The organism is Anabaena sp. UHCC 0399 (assembly GCF_034931465.1).
Lineage (GTDB): Bacteria > Cyanobacteriota > Cyanobacteriia > Cyanobacteriales > Nostocaceae > Trichormus > Trichormus minutissimus.
Genome location: NZ_JAYGGZ010000007.1, coordinates 101,481 through 122,150, shown reverse-complemented (window position 1 = coordinate 122,150; position 20,670 = coordinate 101,481). Strand labels below are relative to the sequence as shown.

Sequence of the window (20,670 nt, the reverse complement as noted above, 5' to 3'; positions counted from 1 at the left end):
GCCCAATCCTCCAGTTAACACTCAACAAACCAAAGTCACTCTTCCCTGTGCGCTATATCCCACTTCCACAATCAATCTATTGGGGTCGTAAAGTTCTGCAAGGATGTACTCTACCGATGTTTGCTCATTTAAATCAGGACTGAGGTCTATAGCTCGACAAAATACCGATTCCCATTCCTGGTTCACGGTTTTAGTCAGTCCGAACAAACCGCCGCTAATTGCACCAAAGTTAGTGTTTTGTTTGAATCCAAACTCCCCATCTAGGCGAGCAACTGTGAGAAAACAACTGCGCCCTAAACGTGCGGCTTGGTTTAATGGCTGTTTGAGATGTTTGGCGATGAGGAAGACATGGCGGAGGAGGGCTTTTTCTGATTCCAGATAATGAACACCGCTTATTTGAGGGTGGCTGGCTGGATTCAAGTGGATAAATGCACCAATTTGACCATAATTAGTAGCGATCGCAGCTAATTGTTTTTGCAGATGCTCTTCACTCCAATCTGTCAGCACTACCCGATTGATTCCTTCAGGTAAAGGGGACTGTTTCTCCATCACAGTTTGAGGAAAAGTTAAGACAACGGTTTTCCAGCCACGCTGACACAGAGCCTCAGCTAGTTTTGCTGTTGTCAGTGAACCATCATCAGTCAACAAAGCGATATGTTGATCAGGTAAGGCGCACTCTAAAACATCCGGTTCGGGAAGAAACTTGAGTTTAACGGGATTGCGAAAAATTAAAGATGATGAATTAGGGGTGGGGGATGGGACAGATTCTTCCCCCGTCTCCTTCATTTCAGGAGGCTGAGGTGGCGAGGACGTATTCTGCTCTGTCTCTATGACCAGCATTTTTTTTTCCGCCCCTGCAACCTGTTGCTCTATATATGCAACAATCTCTCCCAGAGTCCGCAGTTGTCCTAGTTCTTCTGGATTCGGTTTGGGTAGTTCGGGATATAGTTCTAGTAATGCTCCTAGAATTTCTACCCGTTTGATGGAATCAATCCCCAAATCAGCCTCGATATCCATCGACATATCTAACATCTCTGTTGGATAGCCTGTCTTATCACTCACTATGTTGAGTAGAGTTGGACTGAGGTTGCTTAAATCAATGGAGGATAGAGAAGGTGGGGAAGTTTGGGAAGAGATAACTTCAGTTTCCTGCAAAGTAGAAGATAAATCAGATGTTACTTCCACATCTTTGACTGTTTCTACATCTCCTGCAATCCCTGGTGCTAAAGCCCCCATATACTCGACTATTTGACCAAGAGTGCGCAGTTGTCCTAGTTCTTCGGGATTTGGTTTAGGTAAATCAGGGTAGAGTTCGAGCAATCCTCCGAGAATTTCCACGCGTTTGATTGAATCAATCCCCAAATCTGCTTCGATATCCATCGATAGCTCTAACATCTCAATTGGATAGCCAGTTTTATCACTGACAACATTGAGCAGAGTTTGACTCAGGATGGTTTCATCAATGACTATTGGTGATGGAGATTCTACTGTCGTGGTTGCAGGATGATTTTCTGTAGGTGTGATAACGTCTAGAACTGGTTTTGCTTGATGATTTGCACCGTTACTTGTGCCATGACCATGACCATTACCGTTACCATGACCATTACTATTACCATGACCATTAGTCGATAATGGCTCAGATTTAGTGATAACACCGTTACTTCCTACAGAAACCGATGCGTTTGTTACCAAAGCCGGATGCTGCTCAACAACACTGTGGTTAGCAAGATTTTCTGGCTCATCCAGCAGTGATACAAGACTATTTTGCTGGATTAACTGGAAAAATTGGTTGGTATATCCCTGCTGATAATTCAGATATTGTTCATGGATGCGGAGACTTTCAGCTTGATGATCGTGAAACCGCATCATGCTACGTTCGGAACTGGAGATTGCTAGTTGCTGTGTTTGTGCTTGTTCCCCGGTAAATTTAGCGTTTCCCCACAATGCTTGCTGTTGCTGCATTAGTTGGAAGAAAGTTTTGGTATATTCTGTTTGATGTTTTAAAGATTGTTCATGAACCTGTAAAACACTACGTTGATGACGATTAAATTCTATGAGTGTGTACTCTAAGCTATCGATAATTCTTTGATAACTCATAGATAGTTCCGCACTAGATTGCAGAGGTTGAATCAGCAATTTGTCCGGTTGACCATTTTGAGAAGATGTCATCTTCACTCCATTGTTGACTGATTCCCGGTTTTGTGTTTCAGAGCTATAGGTAAGTAAATCGTTACTTTTCTCTTGAGAATGTGAAGACTGGGTTAATCTGACTGGGTGATATTCGGTTAGTGTTTTTTGTTGATTACCGTTGCTCACAGACGATGTGACTGTTACTGGCATTTGTAGAGATTTTTCAAAGGCTTGTTTCGTTTTTTCCGAAACATAGTTAGTGCTATTTAAGCGGAAATTCAAGACTTTGTTAGTCGTAACTTCTGGGATTTTGCTTTCTAATTGGTAAGAGTCGATGTTTTGCAAAGCTAACCCAGCCACACGCAACTGGACAACAGCCTCTCGCAAAGTGCGATCGCTATCTTTGGCAGGATTACCATTTAAGGCTACAGCTATATGGGGGCGATCGCTCAGAATCTCTTTCACTAGGTTGGTAAGAACTTTACGTGGCCCAAATTCAATAAAGCAAGCACCACCTTCTGCATAAATATTCTCAATCTCCTGCTTAAACAAGACCTGATTCATCAGGTGTTCTTCGAGGATATTTTGAATCTCTTTTGGCTGGCTTGGATAAGGTTTGGCTGTGAGATTACTATAAACTGGGATTTGGGGCTGGTTGAAAGTAACTGTCTCAATTGCTTTGGCAAAGGGTTTCTGGGCATGGGCTACCAACTGGGTGTGAAAAGCTGCGGAAACACCAAGCAAGATGGTAGAGAAGCCTTGCGTTTTCAGAGTCTCTTCTATTTTGGCAATTTCAGCTTTTTTCCCTGCTAACACCACCTGTTGATGAGAATTGAAGTTTGCAATACTGACTTCTGGGAAATTTTTAATCAGTGCTTTAATCTGATCCACATCCCCTTTCACCGCTAACATACTTCCGGCTTCAAATTGGGGATCTTTAGGTGCAGCCATCGCTTGACCCCTAGACTTGACTAAGAAACAGTAATCTGCTTCGCTCAAAACCCCAGATGCCCACAATGCTGTCAATTCCCCAAAGCTATGTCCAGCAACAAAATCAGGCTTCAATCCTGCTTGCTGTAATATCTTGTACAAACCTGCACTAAAAGCCCCAATCGCTGGCTGTGCATATTCCGTTAGCTGTAATCTTTCTAACTGGGCAGCTTTTTGAGCCGGATCAAATACAGGCGCAGGGAAAACGACTTCTGAAATGGGTTGCAAACCATCTTGAGATAAGAGGTTATCCATCTGACCATAGGTTTGGCGCAAACAAGGGAAGTTAATCGCCAGTTCCCTACCCATTTCCAAGTATTGCGAACCTTGTCCAGAAAATAGTGCGACTACTTTCCCTAGAGATACCCCTGTTTTGCGGTAGTAAATTCCTTGAGGATGCTCCCAGGAATCCCCCTGGGGTTTCTTTTTCAGTAAGTCAATCGCTATTTGTAAAAATTCGCTAGCCTGTGTGAGAGAATCAGCAACAAACCCCACTCTGGCATTTGCTACCGGAATTTCTCCACATTGAGACGCTGAAATCAGTTCTCTATAATGTCCCTCTCCAGCATCAGATTGCAATTGATTGCGGATGTCGTGACAGCGTGACAACAACTGCTCCGGTGTAGATGCAAATAGAAGTATGGACTGGGCAGTTTGATGTAAACGATAGGGTTGCTGATGTTCCTGTTTGTATTCTTCTAAGACGACATGATAATTTGTCCCACCAAAGCCAAAGGAACTGACTCCGGCTCGTCTTGGCTGGTTATCGTGGCTCATCCAAGGTCTAGTTTCTGTATTTAAATAAAATGCGGAATTATCAATGTCAAGTTTAGGATGGGGTTTGGTGACGTTAATTGTCGGTGGTAAGACTTTATGGTGTAGTGCCAATACTGTTTTAATCAAACTCGCCGCACCCGCAGCCGCTTTTGTATGTCCAATCTGGGATTTAACGCTTCCCAAGGCAATAGATTGTTTTTTGGAATTATTTTCGCCAAAGAATTCTTTAATTGAGGCGAATTCAGTGGGATCGCCCACCATTGTACCTGTACCGTGTGCTTCCATCAAACCTACACTAGCAGGTGAAAATCCTGCATCTTCATAAGCACGACGTAAGGCTTTGATTTGCCCTGCTGAACTGGGTGCATAGATGCTTTTATAGCGACCATCGCTAGAAGTGCCAATACCTTTGATAACTGCATAGATGCGGTCATTGTCTCGCTGGGCATCTTCTAGACGTTTCAACACTAACATCCCGACACCTTCACCCAGCATCATCCCATCAGATTCAGCATCGAAAGGTTTAACTTTCTCCCCTGGGGAAACAGCCGGAGTTTTGCTAAAACACATATAGGCCAAAATGGAGTTGTCGGTGTCAACGCCGCCAGTAATCATCATGTCGGCTCGACCTTCCACTAGCTCACTAATGGCTATTTTCATCGCACCTAAAGAACTAGCACAGGCCGCATCAACTACACAGTTCATTCCCCCCAAATCGAGGCGGTTGGCAATTCGTCCAGCTACCACATTGGCTAGCATTCCCGGAAAGGCGTTCTCGTCCCACTGCACATATGCAGATTTGATTTTCTCGATGATTGTTTGGGTCTCTTCATCGGATAAACCACTACTTTTGAGGGCTTTTTCCCAAACTGGGTACTGCAATCTTGTACCTAGGGGAACTGCCAATTGTCTACCTATGGCTACACCTAATACTACCCCAGTGCGATCGCGCAGTCCATCGTAGATATCACGATGAAATTGGCGTGATTCACCATAGCCAGCATCTTCCATTGCCGCTTTCGCCACCACTAAACCCAGCAACTGTGAAATATCTGTGACTTCTAGAATGTTAGGAGGTAATCCAAATTCCATTGGATTAAAATCAATATCTGGAATAAATCCACCACGTTTGCAGTAAGTTTTGTCAGGTGTTCTAGGGTTAGGATCATAGTAATCTTCTATGCTCCAGCGTGAAGGAGGCACATCAGTAATACAATCTACTTTATGAATTATCTTTTCCCAATATTCCTGCAAATTTTTCGATTCGGGGAAGATAGAAGCCATCCCAATAATCGCAATATTGGTTTGTGGACGTGGGAACGCCACATCGTTCTGTGGACGTTGCATATTTGTATTGTTAGTTAGAGGGGTTTTGTTAACCATAGTTTTTTTCACTTGTATCAGCTTGAGCAAAGCCTTTTCACAATTGCTCACTTCATCTTGCAATTGTGTCAAGCCAGCTTCGATTCTAGAAGCAGACATCATTTAATTTTCAATGTGCGTAAAAAATTAGATTGCTTGAGAACTTGATCCCCTCTATTTATGAGGTAAATGAGTATTAGAGGTTAGGGAAAATACTGCTTTTGCCAAACAAATTAATTGCTGCTATATGAGTTAATAAAAGGCTTGAACATGAGTAATCTTTATAGCCAATTTATCCTACTCTCTCTTATCCTATTCACTTGACAATTGCGCTTATTTTAAATTGATTATTTTAGTATGGCAATTGATATGCAACTTATGTGCAACCGTATAGGTTTTACTAGCAGAAATAATGTTTGTACGATTTTAGCTAGTACCGTGACAGAACAGTCAAAAGCATATAATTTATTGCGTCTACACTGGTTTTGATGCTGATTTTTTCCACTATGACCAAAATTTACGTTTTCAATTGGTTTTTTACTGGGTTTAATTTAGTACATGAATGAGGATCTACAGGCTTTATTTCTGAATCATGTTTGTCCTTTTTTTTCGCAATTATTGCCTGACACTCAGCAGTTGCTAATAGCTGCTGCTCAAGTTCACTCACACTAATCCCTAGCTCTGAGGCTTTTTTGGCTTTCCACTTTTCCAACTCCAAATCATGTTGATTAAGCCATATATGTAAAGCAAGGCGAGCCATCTCAGCTTTGCGAACAGTTTGGCGTTCTGCATGAAAAATTAGCCTTTGGTGATCAAAGCTTGTTAATGAAAGCATAAATCTCTTTAGTTTCATTATCTCTAGATTCATAGGGCGATTATTGTCACCCAATACTAAAAGTCTTATTTACTAATAACTTAATTTAGGGAATTATTCCACAAAAAGTGCATATAAGTTGCATATGTGATGCCAGATATATTCTTGTTGATCAGGATTATTATACGAAGGAAATATTAAATTAAGTAGAATTTCAGGGGAATTTTGTATTAATTATTTGACTAAATGAATATTGGCATCTTATGTTACCAATACTTTGTGAGTTTAAAAGATTACTTTTGTTAAAAACAATTATGATCATATTTGACAATTATGTCCCAATTCATTTAATATCCAAGTATCATTCATTACAAAAAAATATGTTTAATCTATTGCAGATTATTCAATTCAGTCTATATAGAGGTGAATATTCCAAGAATTAATTTTAAATAGTGCATTTTTCATCTATCTAAAGATTGAACATGAATCGCATAAAAGAAAAATGCCTAAATATAAAAATCAAAAGATATAGAACAAGACAAACTTTAGTTTAAAATTATACTAAATAAAATTCTCTGGCTAGGGTAATTTATTTAGTCATTTTAATTAACTACCTTATAGGCACTATGGTTAAAGGTATTGACTGTTCAGTATCAATTCTGTTGCATATGAGTTGTAATTGAATATCAATCAGTTTATTGTTGATGCCAAAGAAGCATTCATTATTTGAGAAAGTATAAAACCAAGAAAAATAATGATTCAATTCACTCTTGAGCAAAGGCTTAATCCTGATGAATTGCTATATGCAAATTAATCCGAAAGTGATGATTTTTAAATTAAAAGCCTGATTATGGTAAATAAACAAAAACAGTCAAGTCTCAAACCGCTAGGTGCGTGGACAATAGTTTTGATGCTTGTAATGGCAATAGTTCCGGGGCTAATTTCTCTCTATACTATTTCACGCTCTCAGTTGAAATCTCGATTGCAAGTTCCAGATGAGCCAAAAACTTATCCTAGAATCTCTGCGATTGCGGCTTTAGGAAGATTAGAGCCTCAAGGAGAAGTTATTCGGCTGTCAGCCGCAGACTCCCAAGGAGGTGCGCGAGTTGCACAAGTTCTAGTCAAAAAAGGAGCATGGGTACGTCAGGGACAAGTGGTTGCCATTCTTGACAGTTATAATACGCGTCTAGCAGCCTTAGAAACAGCCCAAAAGCAAGTCTCGGTAGCTCAAGCTAGTCTCAATCAAGTAAAAGCAGGTGCAAAAGCTGGAGACATCTCTGCACAAGAAGCAACTATAGCTCGCTTAGAAGCAGAGTTGCGGGGAGAAGTATCTGCACAGGAAGCAACCATAGCTCGCCTACAGGCAGAATTGCGTAATGCTAAAAGTGAAAATCAACGGTATCAGCAGCTATATAAAGAAGGTGCAATATCAGCATCGGACTCTGATACTAGACGTTTACGAGTCGATACAGTGCAACAACAGCTCAATGAGGCGATCGCTTCTCTGAATCGAACTGTAGAAACTCTGCAAAAGCAATTACACGAGGCCTACGCCAGGCTGAATAGTATTACTGAAATCCGTCCTACTGATGTGCAAGCAGCGCAAACTGATATTGACACCGCAATAGCCTCAGTTAAACAGGCTCAAGCAAATCTAGATTTAAGCGTTGTTCGCTCTCCTATCAATGGCCAAGTCTTAAAAGTTCATACAAGAGCAGGAGAAATTATTGGCAATTTAGGCATAGCTGACTTAGGGCATACAAAGCAAATGTATGTAGTAGCAGAAGTCTATGAAACTGATATTCAAAAGGTGCAGCTAGGCCAGTCAGCTATTATTACTAGCAATGCTTTTGCAGGAGAATTAAGGGGAACAGTCAAAGAAATTGGTTTGCAAGTTGGTCAACAAAATATTTTCAATAACAATCCTGGAGCAGATAGAGATAACAAAGTTATTGATGTGAGAATTCGGATTGATAGCGTAGCAGATAATCAGAAAGTTTCTACCCTTACTGACTTACAAGTTGAGGTACTTATTCAGATTTAACACTTTCTTAACTGTAAAAATTTTCCTTTTTTTCAAGGTATTCTACCAAGCATTCTCATTTTGACTAATTGAGGTTTTAAACATGATTCTCAATATCCCTCTAGCTTGGTTACAACTAGCAAAACAAAAAGTTCGCTTTCTTGTGGCATTAGCTGGAATTGCTTTTGTGGTAGTTCTGATGTTTATGCAAATTGGATTTCAAGATGCTCTCTATGAAAGTGCTACACAAGTACATAATAACCTCCAAGCTGATTTAGTTTTAATTAGCGCACAATATAAATCATTGACATCTAATCAAAGCTTTCCTCGCTGGCGTTTATACCAGGCACTAAGTGTTGACAACGTAGAATCTGTTAGCCCTTTATATTTACAATTTGCTAAATTAAAAAATCCTATTGACGGACTGAAGTTTCCCATATATGTGCTAGGATTTGATCCTGTAAAATCAATTTTCCAATTACCAGAAATTCAAGATAACTTAAGATTACTACAACTTCCTAACGTAGTTTTTTTTGACAAAGCCTCTCGGCCAGAATTTGGGCCTATTTCTCAGGAATTTTCACAAGGAAATAATGTGAGAGTTGAGATATTTAACTATAATAAATTAATTGGATACAAAGTAAAAATAGGGGGCTTATTTAGCCTAGGTCCTTCCTTTGGAGTTGATGGAAATTTAATTGTTAGTTCTTCAACTTTCCTTCGTATATTCCAAGATCGTTCGGCACAAAATATAGATATAGGCTTAATTAATCTCCAACCTGGTACTAATCTCCAAGAGATTTTACGAAAGTTATCAGATAGATTACCCAAAGATGTAAAAGTTATTACCCGCAAAGAATTTGTAGCTTTAGAAAAAAGCTATTGGACTCTGAGAACACCTATTGGATTTGTGTTTAATCTCATGGTAGGTATGTCGTTTATTGTGGGCATAATTGTTGTTTATCAAATACTTTATAGTAATATTTCTAATCACTTGCCTGAGTATGCAACACTAAAAGCAATGGGATTTAAAAATAAGTATTTATTAAATGTAGTTTTTCAACAAGCTATAATTTTAGCCACTCTAGGTTATATTCCAGGGATTTTGATATCTATAATTTTGTATGATCTCGCCAAAGATGCGACAAAATTGCCTGTCATAATGAGCTTGAATAAGGCGATTGTAATATTCAGCTTTGCAGTTGTCATGTGTTTAATTTCTGGATTCTTATCTACCAACAAATTACGTAATGTCGATCCAGCAGATATTTTTTGATTCAGAATATATCAAATATGCTTGATAACGTCACGACAGAAGACTGCATTATTAACATACAATGTCTTAATCATTACTTTGGCAGTAAAACATTAAAAAGCCAAATCTTGTTTGACATTAATCTCTCTATTCGCGCTAGAGAAATTGTGATTATGACTGGACCATCTGGGTCTGGTAAAACAACTTTGCTAACTTTGATAGGTGGTTTACGTTCCGTTCAAGAGGGAAGTATTAAATTTTTAGAACAGGAACTTAGGGAAGCTAGTAATGAACAATTAGTACAAATACGCCGCTATATTGGATATATTTTTCAGGCGCACAATCTACTAGATTTTTTAACAGTTAGACAAAATGTGCAAATGTCACTGGAATTACACAAAAATATTTCTAACAGTGAAGCCCGTAGCAAATCAGAAGCTATGCTGAATGCTGTTAAATTAGGCAACAGAGTTGATTACTATCCATCTGATCTCTCTGGTGGTCAAAAACAACGGGTAGCGATCGCACGCGCTTTAGTAAGTCACCCCAAGTTAGTTTTAGCTGATGAACCTACGGCGGCTTTAGATAGTAAAACAGGCAGAGATGTTGTCACGCTGATGCAAAAATTAGCCTATGAACAAAATTGCTCTATCTTAATGGTGACTCATGATAACAGAATTTTAGATATCGCAGACCGCATAATTCACATGGAAGATGGACGACTGATTCAACAAGTTTCTTGATGGTTATATTTTGTCAATTATCCGTGCCTCCGTGGTTAAATAAAGAAGTTTGAACCACGGAGACACAAAGGACACAGAGAAATATATGCCCAAGGTACAACTAAACGGGATTGATTTATTCTACGAAATCAAAGGTACAGGAGAACCTTTGCTGTTAATTTCTGGTTTTTTGTGCGATCATTCCTACTGGTCGGTACTTATGCCATATTTTACTCCCCACTATCAAATCATTCGTTTAGATAACCGAGGTATGGGGCGGAGTTCTGCACCAGATACTCCTTACAGTATTCAAGAAATGGCTGATGATACGGCTGCATTACTTGATTATCTAGGGATTGATCAAGTACACATTGCAGGTCATTCTATGGGTGGGCAAATTGCCCAAGAACTAGCATTAATATATCCCCAAAAAATTAAAAGTTTGATACTACTATCTTCTCTAGCCAAAGGTGACGAGCGATTTAATAGCATCATTGAAATCTGGGGGGAACTTCCTCAAAAGATAGACATGAGGCTTTATCAAAGAGTTATATTACCCTGGATTTTTAGCGAGAATTTTTACTCAATTGCAGACATGATAGAACAGCTAATTGAATGGGCTGTGCATTACCCATTTTCACCCCAAATTCATAGCATTTATCACCATAGTCGGGCTATCCTGGGTTGTGATACCACAAATCGTCTACAAAATATTCTCTGTCCTACCTTGGTGCTATCAGGTAAGCAAGATATTCTCACCCCAGTCCAATTTTCTGAACAACTAGCAGCAGGTATTCTGGGTGCTAAATTGTCAGTTATTAATGGCGGTGGTCATGGTTTTATTATTGAATCACCAAAAATCGTGGGTAGAGCGATGCTAGATTTTCTAGCACAGTTACATTAATTCCAGATATGGAATAAAGCTAGCCCTTTCAAGGTGACTCGCAATATCTGTACTATCTTCTCTGCGCTCTCCGTGCCTCTGTGGTTAAAAAGCAATTAATATAACTACGGTAACACTTAGGATATAAGGAGGTGCATATTAACTGAATAGTAAATATTTGTAATATTTAAGATTTTCTTTAGATTTGATAGCTTAAGATTTTCTTTAGATTTTCGATAGCACTTTTATGATTTTACAATAAAAGGAACGGTTGTCATGCAGGTCTACCCTATCAATTCCAAAATATTACGTCAAATTTGGTCTGTGGTTGAACAAACCCAGAGTAGCACTCTTTTAAGACTTAGCGATCCTGATTTGGTCAGCCAACTGTTGACGCAGCTTGATAGAGAACAAGCACTCACCAGTGAAGAAATTAATTCTGTGAATACTTATCTGTTCTCTAGAACTAATCTGATCCGTGATTTAGCGATCGCACGCTCATAAATGAGAGGTATAATTGCTTGATTAAGTTCTGTAGAGAAATGGTATAAAAATTCCAGAACACATTGGCGACTGGGATGATAGGTCAAATTCTCGGTGGACGTTTCAACTTTTGCAGGATATTTTAGAAGTTTTAGCTTTTGTTCATCAACAGAACTTAATCCATCGGGATATTAAACCCTCAAATATTCGCCGCCGTCGGTCTGATGGCAAAATTGTTTTAATTGATTTTGGTGCAGTTAAAGAAGTTAGCACGCAGGTTGTCAATCTTCAACGACAACGGACTTTTAGTGTTGCTGTTGGTACTCCTGGTTATATGCCTAGTAAACAGACAAAAGGTCAACCGACTTTCCACAGTGATATTTATGCAATGATATCTAACTGTAACGCACTAATATTATACGGTGTGTTAAGCGTTGCTTGAACGCACCCTACAATTCAAGGTTTGGTGTAGTCTATATAGTGTAAGTAGTATAAGGAGGTTGGATTAAGGGCAGCGCAACCCAACATGAATCTCGAAAACTCAACATAAATATTGGTGTTGGGTTGACATAAGGAAACCCAACCTACATCTACTTAATCTTTACTGAAACTAGAAACTAGTTATTATCTTTCTAAATCTTTTAAAATATTTATAACATATTGATAAGCAACAGTATTATCTTGATCGTAAAAAAGTTTAGCTGCTTGCTGTAAATCTTCAATAGCTTTTTGCTTGTCCCTTTTCTCAAAGTAAATCCGCCCCCGATAGATGTAAGCTTGAGCGTACTGAGGATTAATGGTAATGGCTTTGTTGTAATCAGCAAGAGCTAATTCCCATTTTTTTTGCTCATAATAAATAATCCCCCGATTGTAGTACGCAAGGGCATATTGAGGATTAATGGCCATGGCTTTGTTGTAATCAGCAAGAGCTAATCCCCATTTTTTTTGCTCATAATAAATAAGCCCCCGATTGATGTAAGCATCAGCATCCTGATGATCAAGGGCAATGGCTTTGTTGTAATCAGCAAGAGCTAATTCCCATTTTTTCTGGTTACTGTAAATAATCCCCCGATTGTAGTAAGCAAGGGCATATTGAGGATTAATGGCAATAGATTTGTTGTAATCAGCAAGAGCTAATTCCCATTCTTTCTGGTTATCATAAATCAACCCTCGATAGATGTAAGCTTGAGCATATTGAGGATTAATGGCAATGGCTTTGTTGTAATCAGCAAGAGCTAATTCCCATTTTTTTTGCTCATAGTAAATAATCCCCCGATTGTAGTAAGGAAGAGCATACTGAGGATCGATGGCAATGGCTTTGTTATAATCAGCAAGAGCAAATGCCCATTTTTTTTGGTCATAATAAATAAGCCCCCGATTGAGGTAAGCTTGAGCATATTCAGGATTGATAGCAATGGCTTTGTTATAATCAGCAAGAGCTAATTCCCATTTTTTCTGGTCATAGTAAATAATCCCCCGATTGATGTAAGCTTGAGCATATTCAGGATTGATGGCAATGGCTTTGTTATAGTCAGCAAGAGCTAATTCCCATTTTTTTTGGTCATAGTAAATAATCCCCCGATTGAGGTAAGGTTGGACGTACTGAGGATTAATGGCAATGGCTTTTTTATAATCAGCAATAGCTAGCCCCCATTTTTTCTGGTAATTGTAAATAACCCCCCGATTGTAGTAAGCAAGGGCATCTTGAGGATTAATAGCAATGGCTTTGTTAAAATCAGCAATAGCTAATTCCCATTTTTTCTGATTTTCGTAAATCAGCCCCCGATAGATGTAAGCATCAGCATACCGAGGATTAATGGCAATGACTTTGTTGTAATCGGCAAGAGCTAATTCCCATTTTTTTTGATCATAGTAAATAATCCCCCGATTGTAGTAGTATTCAACATCCTGATGATTAATTTCATTTGACGTTGGAGCAGTTACCACCGGATTCACAAGTGATGCAAAACGTAAATAAGTCTTCAACGGAATTCCATACACAGTAGTAGCATTAGTATCTAGATGAGTGTTAACGCGACCGTGAATCCCCATTAATTTCCCTTCCTCATCTAGTATCGCTCCGCCACTCATCCCTGGGAAACCACTAATATCATAAACGAAGGCATAACCATCTTTTGGGTTTGTCACTAGACGCGAAATAGCACCCCTACGAAAATCGATGTCTGATGTTCCTTGGGGATAACCTGCTACAGAAATACTTGTACCTAATGCTACTTGATCAGAATTACCCTTTTCAGCAACACGGTAATTTTGGTTACTTGTAAACTGAAACACCGCTAAATCAACACCAGGAAATCGTTTGACTTGGCTGTTATTAAATGTATATTTTTTCCCATCTGGTGTGTAGACAGTGTAATTGCCTGGGAGTAGCACTACGTGCCAGCAGGTAACAACAGTGTAAGTATTCCCATTACGCTCAATAATTACCCCAGAGCCAGTATTTGCACCATCAATACGGACTGTAATTTGTTTGGCAATCTCACCAACTTCCGAGGGTGTCAACGCTGTGGCTACTGGCTGCACGATCGCAATTGCTGTACCCAATAATACTGCCGTAAGTCCACCAAAAACCCTCATAATTGATTCTCCTGATGATTTTGCAACACTTCTTTTCTAATTGGTACAGGCATACTAGATTGTGTAATTATTTCTTGCAAGTGGGCTTCTCTTTGAGAACCATCTTGATAAACTTCCGGTGTATTCCAAATAGGGTCTTTAATAACTTCAGTTGCATATATCTAAAGTAGAGAAATAAAAATATGTTAATTTACCTCGTGTGCAACTTGCTTTCAAACCTAAACCCAACTCATTCCCTAGTAGGGAAAGGGAGCAAGAATCAAAGCCTCTCTCCTTGCCAGGGAGGGATTTCAAGAGTAAGTCACACATAGCGTTAATTTCAGATTGCTATGATTATAGAGGATGGGGGCAATATCAAGTTTGCAGTTTCCGGAAATATACTGGAATTTTTTGTTAAGAAACAGGCTTTATGATTCCGAATTTCCACATAACGTGAAAAATCAGGAGGATCAGTAGATTAGAGGCGATGTCTATAACGATGCTCCGCCTACGCAGTTCTATTCCTACTCCCGTCTATTCCCTAAGTATTTGTTCGGTTCTGCTGTCACAAAATCAAATAAATGGTGTGCCATTTGTAATTTAGAACAGGGTGTGATTTTGACTTGTTGCCCTTGACTGTCTAAAAATATTGCTTGGTTATTATTGCTACCAAAACCACTATCAGGTTGATCAATAGGATTAGCGACAATTGCATCTAGTTTTTTACTCCGGAGTTTTTCCATTGCTGGTGTGACAATATCGCCAGTTTGGGCTGCAAAGCCTATTAAACACTGATGGGGTTGTTTGAGTTGAGCTAACTGAGCGACGATATCAGGGACAGGTGCTAAAGATAAAGATTGGGGGAGCGATCGCTTGGGTAATTTCTCTGAGCTATAATCTTTGGGCTTGACATCAGCTACCGCCGCAGACATGACAATGACATCTGCATTAGGTAAATATTCCAGCATCACCTGCTGCATTTCTTCAGCAGTAATCACAGGAATTGCTTGCACTCCCAAGGGGACATCCCACGTAGCTACGCCATGTACTAATGTTATTTTTGCCCCTCGGTGCAGGGCGGCTTGTGCTAAAGCTAGTCCCATTTTACCAGTTGAAGGATTACCAATAAACCGCACGGGATCAAGATATTCTCGTGTACCGCCAGCACTAATTAAAACTTGCTTCCCAATTAAATCACGCTTACCCTTAGTATGTAGCAGCGAATGAATATAAGTCACAATTGCCGGAGGTTCTGCCATTCTACCAGCACCGATGCGATCGCACGCCAATAATCCCGATGCTGTACTCATGCCGTGATATCTGCCATCTTCTAGTAACTGCTGCCAATTACGCTGCACCGTTAACTGTTCCCACATATCAGTATTCATTGCCGGTGCTAACAAGACTGGACAAGTGGAAGCTAACACAGTATTAGTCAGTAAATTATCTGCCATACCATAAGTTAACTTAGCCAATGTATTAGCCGTCAGAGGAGCAATAACTAACAAATCTGCCCACTCCCCCAACTCAATATGCAACGGACGAGAGTGAGTTGGTTGCCAGAAATCATTATCTGTATAGGCTTGGTGGCGGGAAAGGGTAGATAAAGTTAGAGGTGTAATAAATTCCTGTGCTGAACGGGTGAGGATAACTCGAACTTCTACCCCTGCTTTAAACAACGTCGAAACCACCTCACAAACTTTATAAGCAGCAATACCACCACCTACACCAATTAAAACTCTGGGTTGGCGGTTTTCAGTTTGGGGTTGAGAATTAGCCATAGCAAAAAGTTAGGAGTGATAGTTTAATATGAAGCCGCAGAAAGTGAGGATCACAATCTGCGGCGGTACTATGTATTTATGGGAATACAGGTTTGAGTTTTTGTCTCGTGCTGTACTAGTCTAATTGTGAATTTTCTCTATCAAAATGGATTGCCAACAATTGAGAATTGCTGTAGATTAGACTTAACTCAAACACTTACGCCTCATCGTAGGGTTCTAAATCTAAGAGATGGATGTAGGGTTCTACTAATTCAGGACGCTGAAACGCGATCGCTCGCAGTAGATGCCAGTCATTCAAACCCTCAAAAGCATTGCTGTAATTATCCATTTCTAGACGATTAGCCAATTCCTCCACCTCTGCGGCGGTCATAGCAGCGATTTCTTTCTTAGAAATGCTCAGAGTTGTCATAATGCTCGCCCCTCCCTTATGCAGCATTCGCACCCAGCACGGGTCAAGTAGCACGAATATAGTGCCACCCAATCTATATTACTCACTAGATGGCATGGATTTTCTAAAATTTTTCAGGATTTATACCATATTTTGTCAAAGATTTGTAACCCTGACTAAACAATTGTCTTGATCATGAAATTCCGTGCCACATCTAACATTTGCAAATTAATTTCATGCCCTGTGTCAAACTCATGATATTCGGCTACAACCCCCAAGGATGCTACAGTTTCCCTAGCCTTGACAGCCGCCTGTAATGGTACAACCTCATCACGCCTGCCGTGCATAATTAAAATTGGTGGTAAATTATGATTTGTTGCGATCGCATCAGGATGTAAATACCCACTCATCACAACTAAGCCGGCTAAAGGCAATTTAGAGCCGACATCTAATGTCATTGCTCCCCCTTGCGAAAATCCACTCAAAACAGTCCGTGATAAAGGTACGCCTGTACTAGCCTCTAAAGACAGCAAAAAATCTGTCAATATTTGCCGACTTTCAACTAATCCTTGATACATATTCTCCACACTCAAGTCATACCATGCTCTACCAAGAGGAGAATGAGGAAAAGGAAAAGGTGCATTAGGAAGTACAAACTGATACTGAGGTAAATTAATATGGGGTACTAAAGATGACACATCCTCAGCGTTAGCTCCCCAACCATGCAATGTCACAACTAAGCCGGCGGGTGTTTGCGAATTAGCAGGGGGAACGGTAATGTATTGCAAAGACAGAGGCTTACTCCTGAATTTATAACTCTTCTATAGTAATCCGCTTTGATTTTTAAACTTACTTGTGTGGTGCGGGAAGCGCAGCGCAAGCGCGATAGGTAAGGAAGTGAGAATAGGGAGTGGGGTTTATTTGCCTATTCCCTATTCCTCAGAAGTTTGTTAAATTCCACTCACCCTACTGTATTGGCTACTTGTTTGTTGCTTGGTCTAACCAAGCTTCTAAATCAGCAATTGACGAAAAATCCAAAAATGCTTCTCCTAATATCTCTAATTGTTCAGTAGATAATTCCCGAATTTGTGCAATGATTGAACTGTCAATTGCACCAAAACGCCGATTTAGCAGGCGATAAAAAAACTTAAATTCAGCACTTTGTACAATATCTTGATAAATAACAGATTCTTGCATAATCTCCTCCTGTAAAAATTGACGAATTAAGTTTTTTCCAAATCTCAAACCAGCCAAAATTTCAGTACACCCAGCGATATTCTGTTTTTCAACTCTATCTTGAATTTTAGCTATTTTTTCGGCAATCTGTGCCAATAAACTTGGAGGTGAATCCGTCTGAGCTAGGGACGCTAGAGGCAAAAGAGCGGGATTTTCTAGAAATAAGGCTGAATCCTGTTCCCATAAACGGACAACACGGTAGCGGTGAATGGTTACTTCATCTGTATATTCTTCAGTAAAAGCAATTTCATTATCTGTTTCTTGTAAGAAAATTACCACTTGTGTTACTGATGTACGATATTGTCGTTTCAATCTCACATAGTAATCTAGTATCCGAAGTGGAACTGGTGGATTAGATTTAGTCAGAGTTTGAAATTCTATATGGATGATGCGGCTTTCTGTTTGGAGAAATATCACTGAATCTGCACGAATTGGCTCAATAGAAAGTTCAGTTTTCAGCACTTTAACTTTTTTTGGTTCATTTGAGAGTAACCATTTAGCAAATTCTAGTGGATATTGTTCTGCCAAATATTTCCCAACATTATCGAAACTCAAAATTTTTCTTCCTTTTCATATTTGGTTGTGCTTTCTTCCCTGATTAGGTGACTTGAAAATACTATTTAGAGCAATATCTATGCCCATTTTTCTCTCTTATGGTGTAAGCAGTTCATAAGGGTTACTGAACGCTATTATCCCACATGGTCTTGAAGTGAACCCTGGGTTATGTAAAAATTGGGGTCTTTCGCATCTGAGGAATTGAGACATGGCGCGTCTAGCACTGCTGAGTGTATCTAACAAAACTGGTTTAATTGATCTAGCCCGTAGTTTGGTGGAAGAATTTGCATTTGACTTAATCAGCAGTGGGGGAACAGCGAAAGCCCTCAAAGATGCGGGAATACCAGTTACCAAGGTTTCTGATTACACAGGTTCACCAGAAATTTTAGGTGGGCGAGTCAAAACACTACATCCCCGCATTCATGGCGGGATTTTGGCGCGGCGGGATGTGGCTAGCGATGTCACAGATTTGGAAAATAACCAAATTCGCCCGATTGATTTGGTGGTGGTGAATCTTTATCCCTTTGAGGCGACGATCGCTAAACCAGGGGTAACATTAGCAGAAGCTGTGGAAAATATTGATATTGGTGGCCCGGCGATGTTACGGGCATCATCGAAAAATTTTGCTCATCTGACGGTATTATGTGACCCAGCGCAGTATGACGAATATTTAGAGGAATTACGACAAAATAACGGGGAAGCATCCCTAGAGTTTCGCCAGAAGGCGGCTTTAAAAGGATTTTTGCATACTGGTAGTTATGATCAAGCGATCGCATCTTACCTCTCTCAACAATCTTCAGCATCCCTTCCCCAACAGCACACCCTAAGCGGCACACAATTACAATCTCTGCGTTACGGTGAAAACCCCCATCAAACTGCTGCTTGGTATCAAACCGGCTCTACTCCCAGTGGATGGGCTGCGGCTACGAAATTGCAAGGTAAAGAACTCAGTTACAATAACTTGGTAGACTTAGAAGCCGCCCGGCGCATTATTACTGAATTTCCAGATACACCAGCCGCTACCATCATCAAACATACCAATCCCTGCGGTACAGCGTTAGGAAACACCATTGTTGAAGCCTATCAAAAGGCTTTCAATGCTGATTCTATCTCTGCGTTTGGTGGAATTGTCGCCCTCAACCGTTCCATAGATGCAGCTACCGCCAGCGAATTAACTAAGACATTTCTAGAATGTGTAGTTGCACCTGATTGTGATGCAGAAGCTCAAAAAATTCTGTCTAAAAAATCTAATGTGCGGGTTTTGACTTTAGCAGATTTGAGCAGTGGGGCTAAAACTCTAGTCAAACAAATTGCAGGTGGTTTCTTAGTCCAAGCTGCCGATGATATCATTGCAGATTCTAGTAAATGGCAAGTTGTCACAGAACGCCAACCCACACCCGACGAGTTAGCCGAAATGCTGTTTGCTTGGAAGGTTTGCAAACACGTTAAATCTAATGCCATTGTACTCACAAGCGATCGCACTACTCTAGGTGTCGGTGCTGGGCAAATGAACCGCGTTGGTTCAACTAAAATCGCCCTAGAACAAGCTGGAGACAAAGCTCAAGGTGCAACTCTCGCCAGTGACGGATTTTTCCCCTTTGATGATTCCGTCAGAATCGCCGCCGCCGCCGGTATCACCGCCATTGTACAACCAGGGGGAAGTTTACGTGATCAAGATTCCATCAAAGCCGCTAACGAACTGGGTTTGGTCATGGTGTTGACTGGTACACGTCACTTTTTACACTAGTGGGCATCATCAGTGATCACTGTTCACTGTTCACTGATTTAACTCCCCTGTTTAGCTTGTCACCTGTCACCTGTCACCTGTCACCTGTCCCCTGTCACCTGTCCCCTGTCACCTATCCAGTTTACAAAGTGTCACTAATAACACTAGCTTTTATTTCAAAGCAGTGTTACTCTCTAGGAGTGTGAGGAGCAAATTGAAAATTAAGAGTGCTTGGAGTGGAAACACGGTCACACGTCCAGGCACTTTTTAATATTTTAGTCCACTTAAATATTTCTTAGTCTTCTTGAAAAGACTTGAGCTAGAAGACTGGTGATTAATTTCCATGCTGTATTCGTGCGATGGCGATCGCATCATCAGCTATGCTCTAATTTCAGGGATAGCAAGTAGTGCAGCTAGTTTATGAGCAGCTTTATGGGAATTATAGGCAGACCAAACATGATAAGTAACTCCTGGCTGTAGCGATAAAGTTTCTTACTCAGTAGCTAGTTCCTGAATTAAAAACTCCATCACCTTAAGTTTATCTGCACGAGATAGCTTTTGTAAGGTGGGAAATAAATCCGCTACGCTCATAAAAATTTGCACAAGTCAATATTTTTGAACTACAACTACTATAAGGTGTTTGTAAAGTTTCAGGTGATCAGCTACGCTGGGCGGTTACGCCATCGCACCCCCAAACAAAACCTTACCAGCATTTTTGCAGTAGAGATCGCATCTTCAACCAAAACCCTAGTAGTATTTATGCAACAACAGGTGATGTTAACTACCAAATAAACGCCTGAAAAAACCTTTCTTCTTATTTTTATAACGCTCTAAGTCTTCACGAAAGAGAGTTCTATTAGGATCAAGGCGAACAGCTATTTCTAGCTCTGCGATCGCCTCTTCTAGTTTTCCCTGAGCATACAGCGCATTTCCCAGGCTATTGTGATGGGTTGCATCATTGGGTTTGA

Annotated in this window: 16 protein-coding genes; 8 read left to right on the top strand and 8 right to left on the bottom strand. The window is 40.1% G+C overall.

Annotated features, from left to right (window positions below; genetic code table 11):
* Positions 1–21: 21 nt before the first annotated feature.
* Together VB693_RS06080 and VB693_RS06075 are read right to left on the bottom strand one after the other, a co-directional pair.
* Entirely contained in the window at positions 22–5,382 is a 5,361-nt protein-coding gene (locus tag VB693_RS06080) for a polyketide synthase (protein ID WP_323265461.1), read from the bottom strand.
* Positions 5,383–5,776: 394 nt separating this feature from the next.
* Complete coding sequence (locus VB693_RS06075) at positions 5,777–6,127, bottom strand: hypothetical protein (protein WP_416233369.1); 351 nt, start codon at positions 6,125–6,127, stop codon at positions 5,777–5,779.
* A gap of 796 nt (positions 6,128–6,923) precedes the next feature.
* Between VB693_RS06075 and VB693_RS06070 the strand changes: the two genes are divergently transcribed.
* The 6 genes from VB693_RS06070 (at position 6,924) to VB693_RS06045 (ending at position 11,881) form a co-directional block, all read left to right on the top strand.
* The gene (locus VB693_RS06070) at positions 6,924–8,117 is read left to right on the top strand and encodes an ABC exporter membrane fusion protein (protein WP_323265460.1); all 1,194 of its coding nucleotides are present in this window, start codon (positions 6,924–6,926) and stop codon (positions 8,115–8,117) included.
* An 82-nt stretch (positions 8,118–8,199) separates the two neighbouring features.
* Positions 8,200–9,372 carry an ABC transporter permease DevC gene (devC, locus tag VB693_RS06065; RefSeq protein WP_323265459.1) on the top strand — a complete coding sequence of 391 codons (1,173 nt, stop codon included), beginning with the start codon at positions 8,200–8,202 and terminating at the stop codon, positions 9,370–9,372.
* A gap of 17 nt (positions 9,373–9,389) precedes the next feature.
* Complete coding sequence (locus VB693_RS06060; RefSeq protein ID WP_323265458.1) at positions 9,390–10,094, top strand: DevA family ABC transporter ATP-binding protein; 705 nt, start codon at positions 9,390–9,392, stop codon at positions 10,092–10,094.
* An 85-nt stretch (positions 10,095–10,179) separates the two neighbouring features.
* Positions 10,180–10,977, top strand: coding sequence for an alpha/beta fold hydrolase (locus VB693_RS06055; protein ID WP_190706440.1), 798 nt, complete (start codon positions 10,180–10,182; stop codon positions 10,975–10,977).
* Between the two features lie 255 nt (positions 10,978–11,232).
* Positions 11,233–11,460 carry a hypothetical protein gene (locus VB693_RS06050; RefSeq protein ID WP_190706438.1) on the top strand — a complete coding sequence of 76 codons (228 nt, stop codon included), beginning with the start codon at positions 11,233–11,235 and terminating at the stop codon, positions 11,458–11,460.
* Between the two features lie 109 nt (positions 11,461–11,569).
* The gene (locus VB693_RS06045; protein WP_416233368.1) at positions 11,570–11,881 is read left to right on the top strand and encodes a protein kinase domain-containing protein; all 312 of its coding nucleotides are present in this window, start codon (positions 11,570–11,572) and stop codon (positions 11,879–11,881) included.
* A 182-nt stretch (positions 11,882–12,063) separates the two neighbouring features.
* On the opposite strand, the gene VB693_RS06040 is transcribed toward VB693_RS06045, so the two are convergent.
* The 5 genes from VB693_RS06040 to VB693_RS06020 form a co-directional block, all read right to left on the bottom strand.
* On the bottom strand, positions 12,064–14,037 hold the full coding sequence (locus VB693_RS06040; RefSeq protein ID WP_323265457.1) for a tetratricopeptide repeat protein: 1,974 nt from the start codon (positions 14,035–14,037) through the stop codon (positions 12,064–12,066).
* A 503-nt stretch (positions 14,038–14,540) separates the two neighbouring features.
* Positions 14,541–15,797 (bottom strand): bifunctional phosphopantothenoylcysteine decarboxylase/phosphopantothenate--cysteine ligase CoaBC, encoded by a 1,257-nt coding sequence (gene coaBC, locus VB693_RS06035; RefSeq protein WP_323265456.1) that lies wholly within the window; start codon positions 15,795–15,797, stop codon positions 14,541–14,543.
* Between the two features lie 196 nt (positions 15,798–15,993).
* Positions 15,994–16,206, bottom strand: a complete 213-nt coding sequence (locus tag VB693_RS06030) for a DUF2555 domain-containing protein (protein WP_190706429.1) — start codon at positions 16,204–16,206, stop codon at positions 15,994–15,996.
* A gap of 155 nt (positions 16,207–16,361) precedes the next feature.
* Positions 16,362–16,973: an alpha/beta hydrolase gene (locus VB693_RS06025; protein ID WP_323265455.1), complete on the bottom strand. Its 612-nt coding sequence runs from the start codon at positions 16,971–16,973 to the stop codon at positions 16,362–16,364.
* Positions 16,974–17,163: 190 nt separating this feature from the next.
* Complete coding sequence (locus VB693_RS06020) at positions 17,164–17,976, bottom strand: DUF4351 domain-containing protein (RefSeq protein WP_323265454.1); 813 nt, start codon at positions 17,974–17,976, stop codon at positions 17,164–17,166.
* A gap of 208 nt (positions 17,977–18,184) precedes the next feature.
* Between VB693_RS06020 and purH the strand changes: the two genes are divergently transcribed.
* Together purH and VB693_RS06005 are read left to right on the top strand one after the other, a co-directional pair.
* On the top strand, positions 18,185–19,723 hold the full coding sequence (gene purH, locus VB693_RS06015; RefSeq protein ID WP_323265453.1) for a bifunctional phosphoribosylaminoimidazolecarboxamide formyltransferase/IMP cyclohydrolase: 1,539 nt from the start codon (positions 18,185–18,187) through the stop codon (positions 19,721–19,723).
* A gap of 594 nt (positions 19,724–20,317) precedes the next feature.
* On the top strand, positions 20,318–20,494 hold the full coding sequence (locus VB693_RS06005) for a hypothetical protein (RefSeq protein ID WP_323265452.1): 177 nt from the start codon (positions 20,318–20,320) through the stop codon (positions 20,492–20,494).
* Here VB693_RS06005 and VB693_RS06000 read toward each other — a convergent pair.
* On the bottom strand, positions 20,480–20,670 hold a 191-nt coding region (locus tag VB693_RS06000; protein ID WP_323265451.1), incomplete at its 5' end, for a tetratricopeptide repeat protein. The genes VB693_RS06005 and VB693_RS06000 overlap by 15 nt on opposite strands.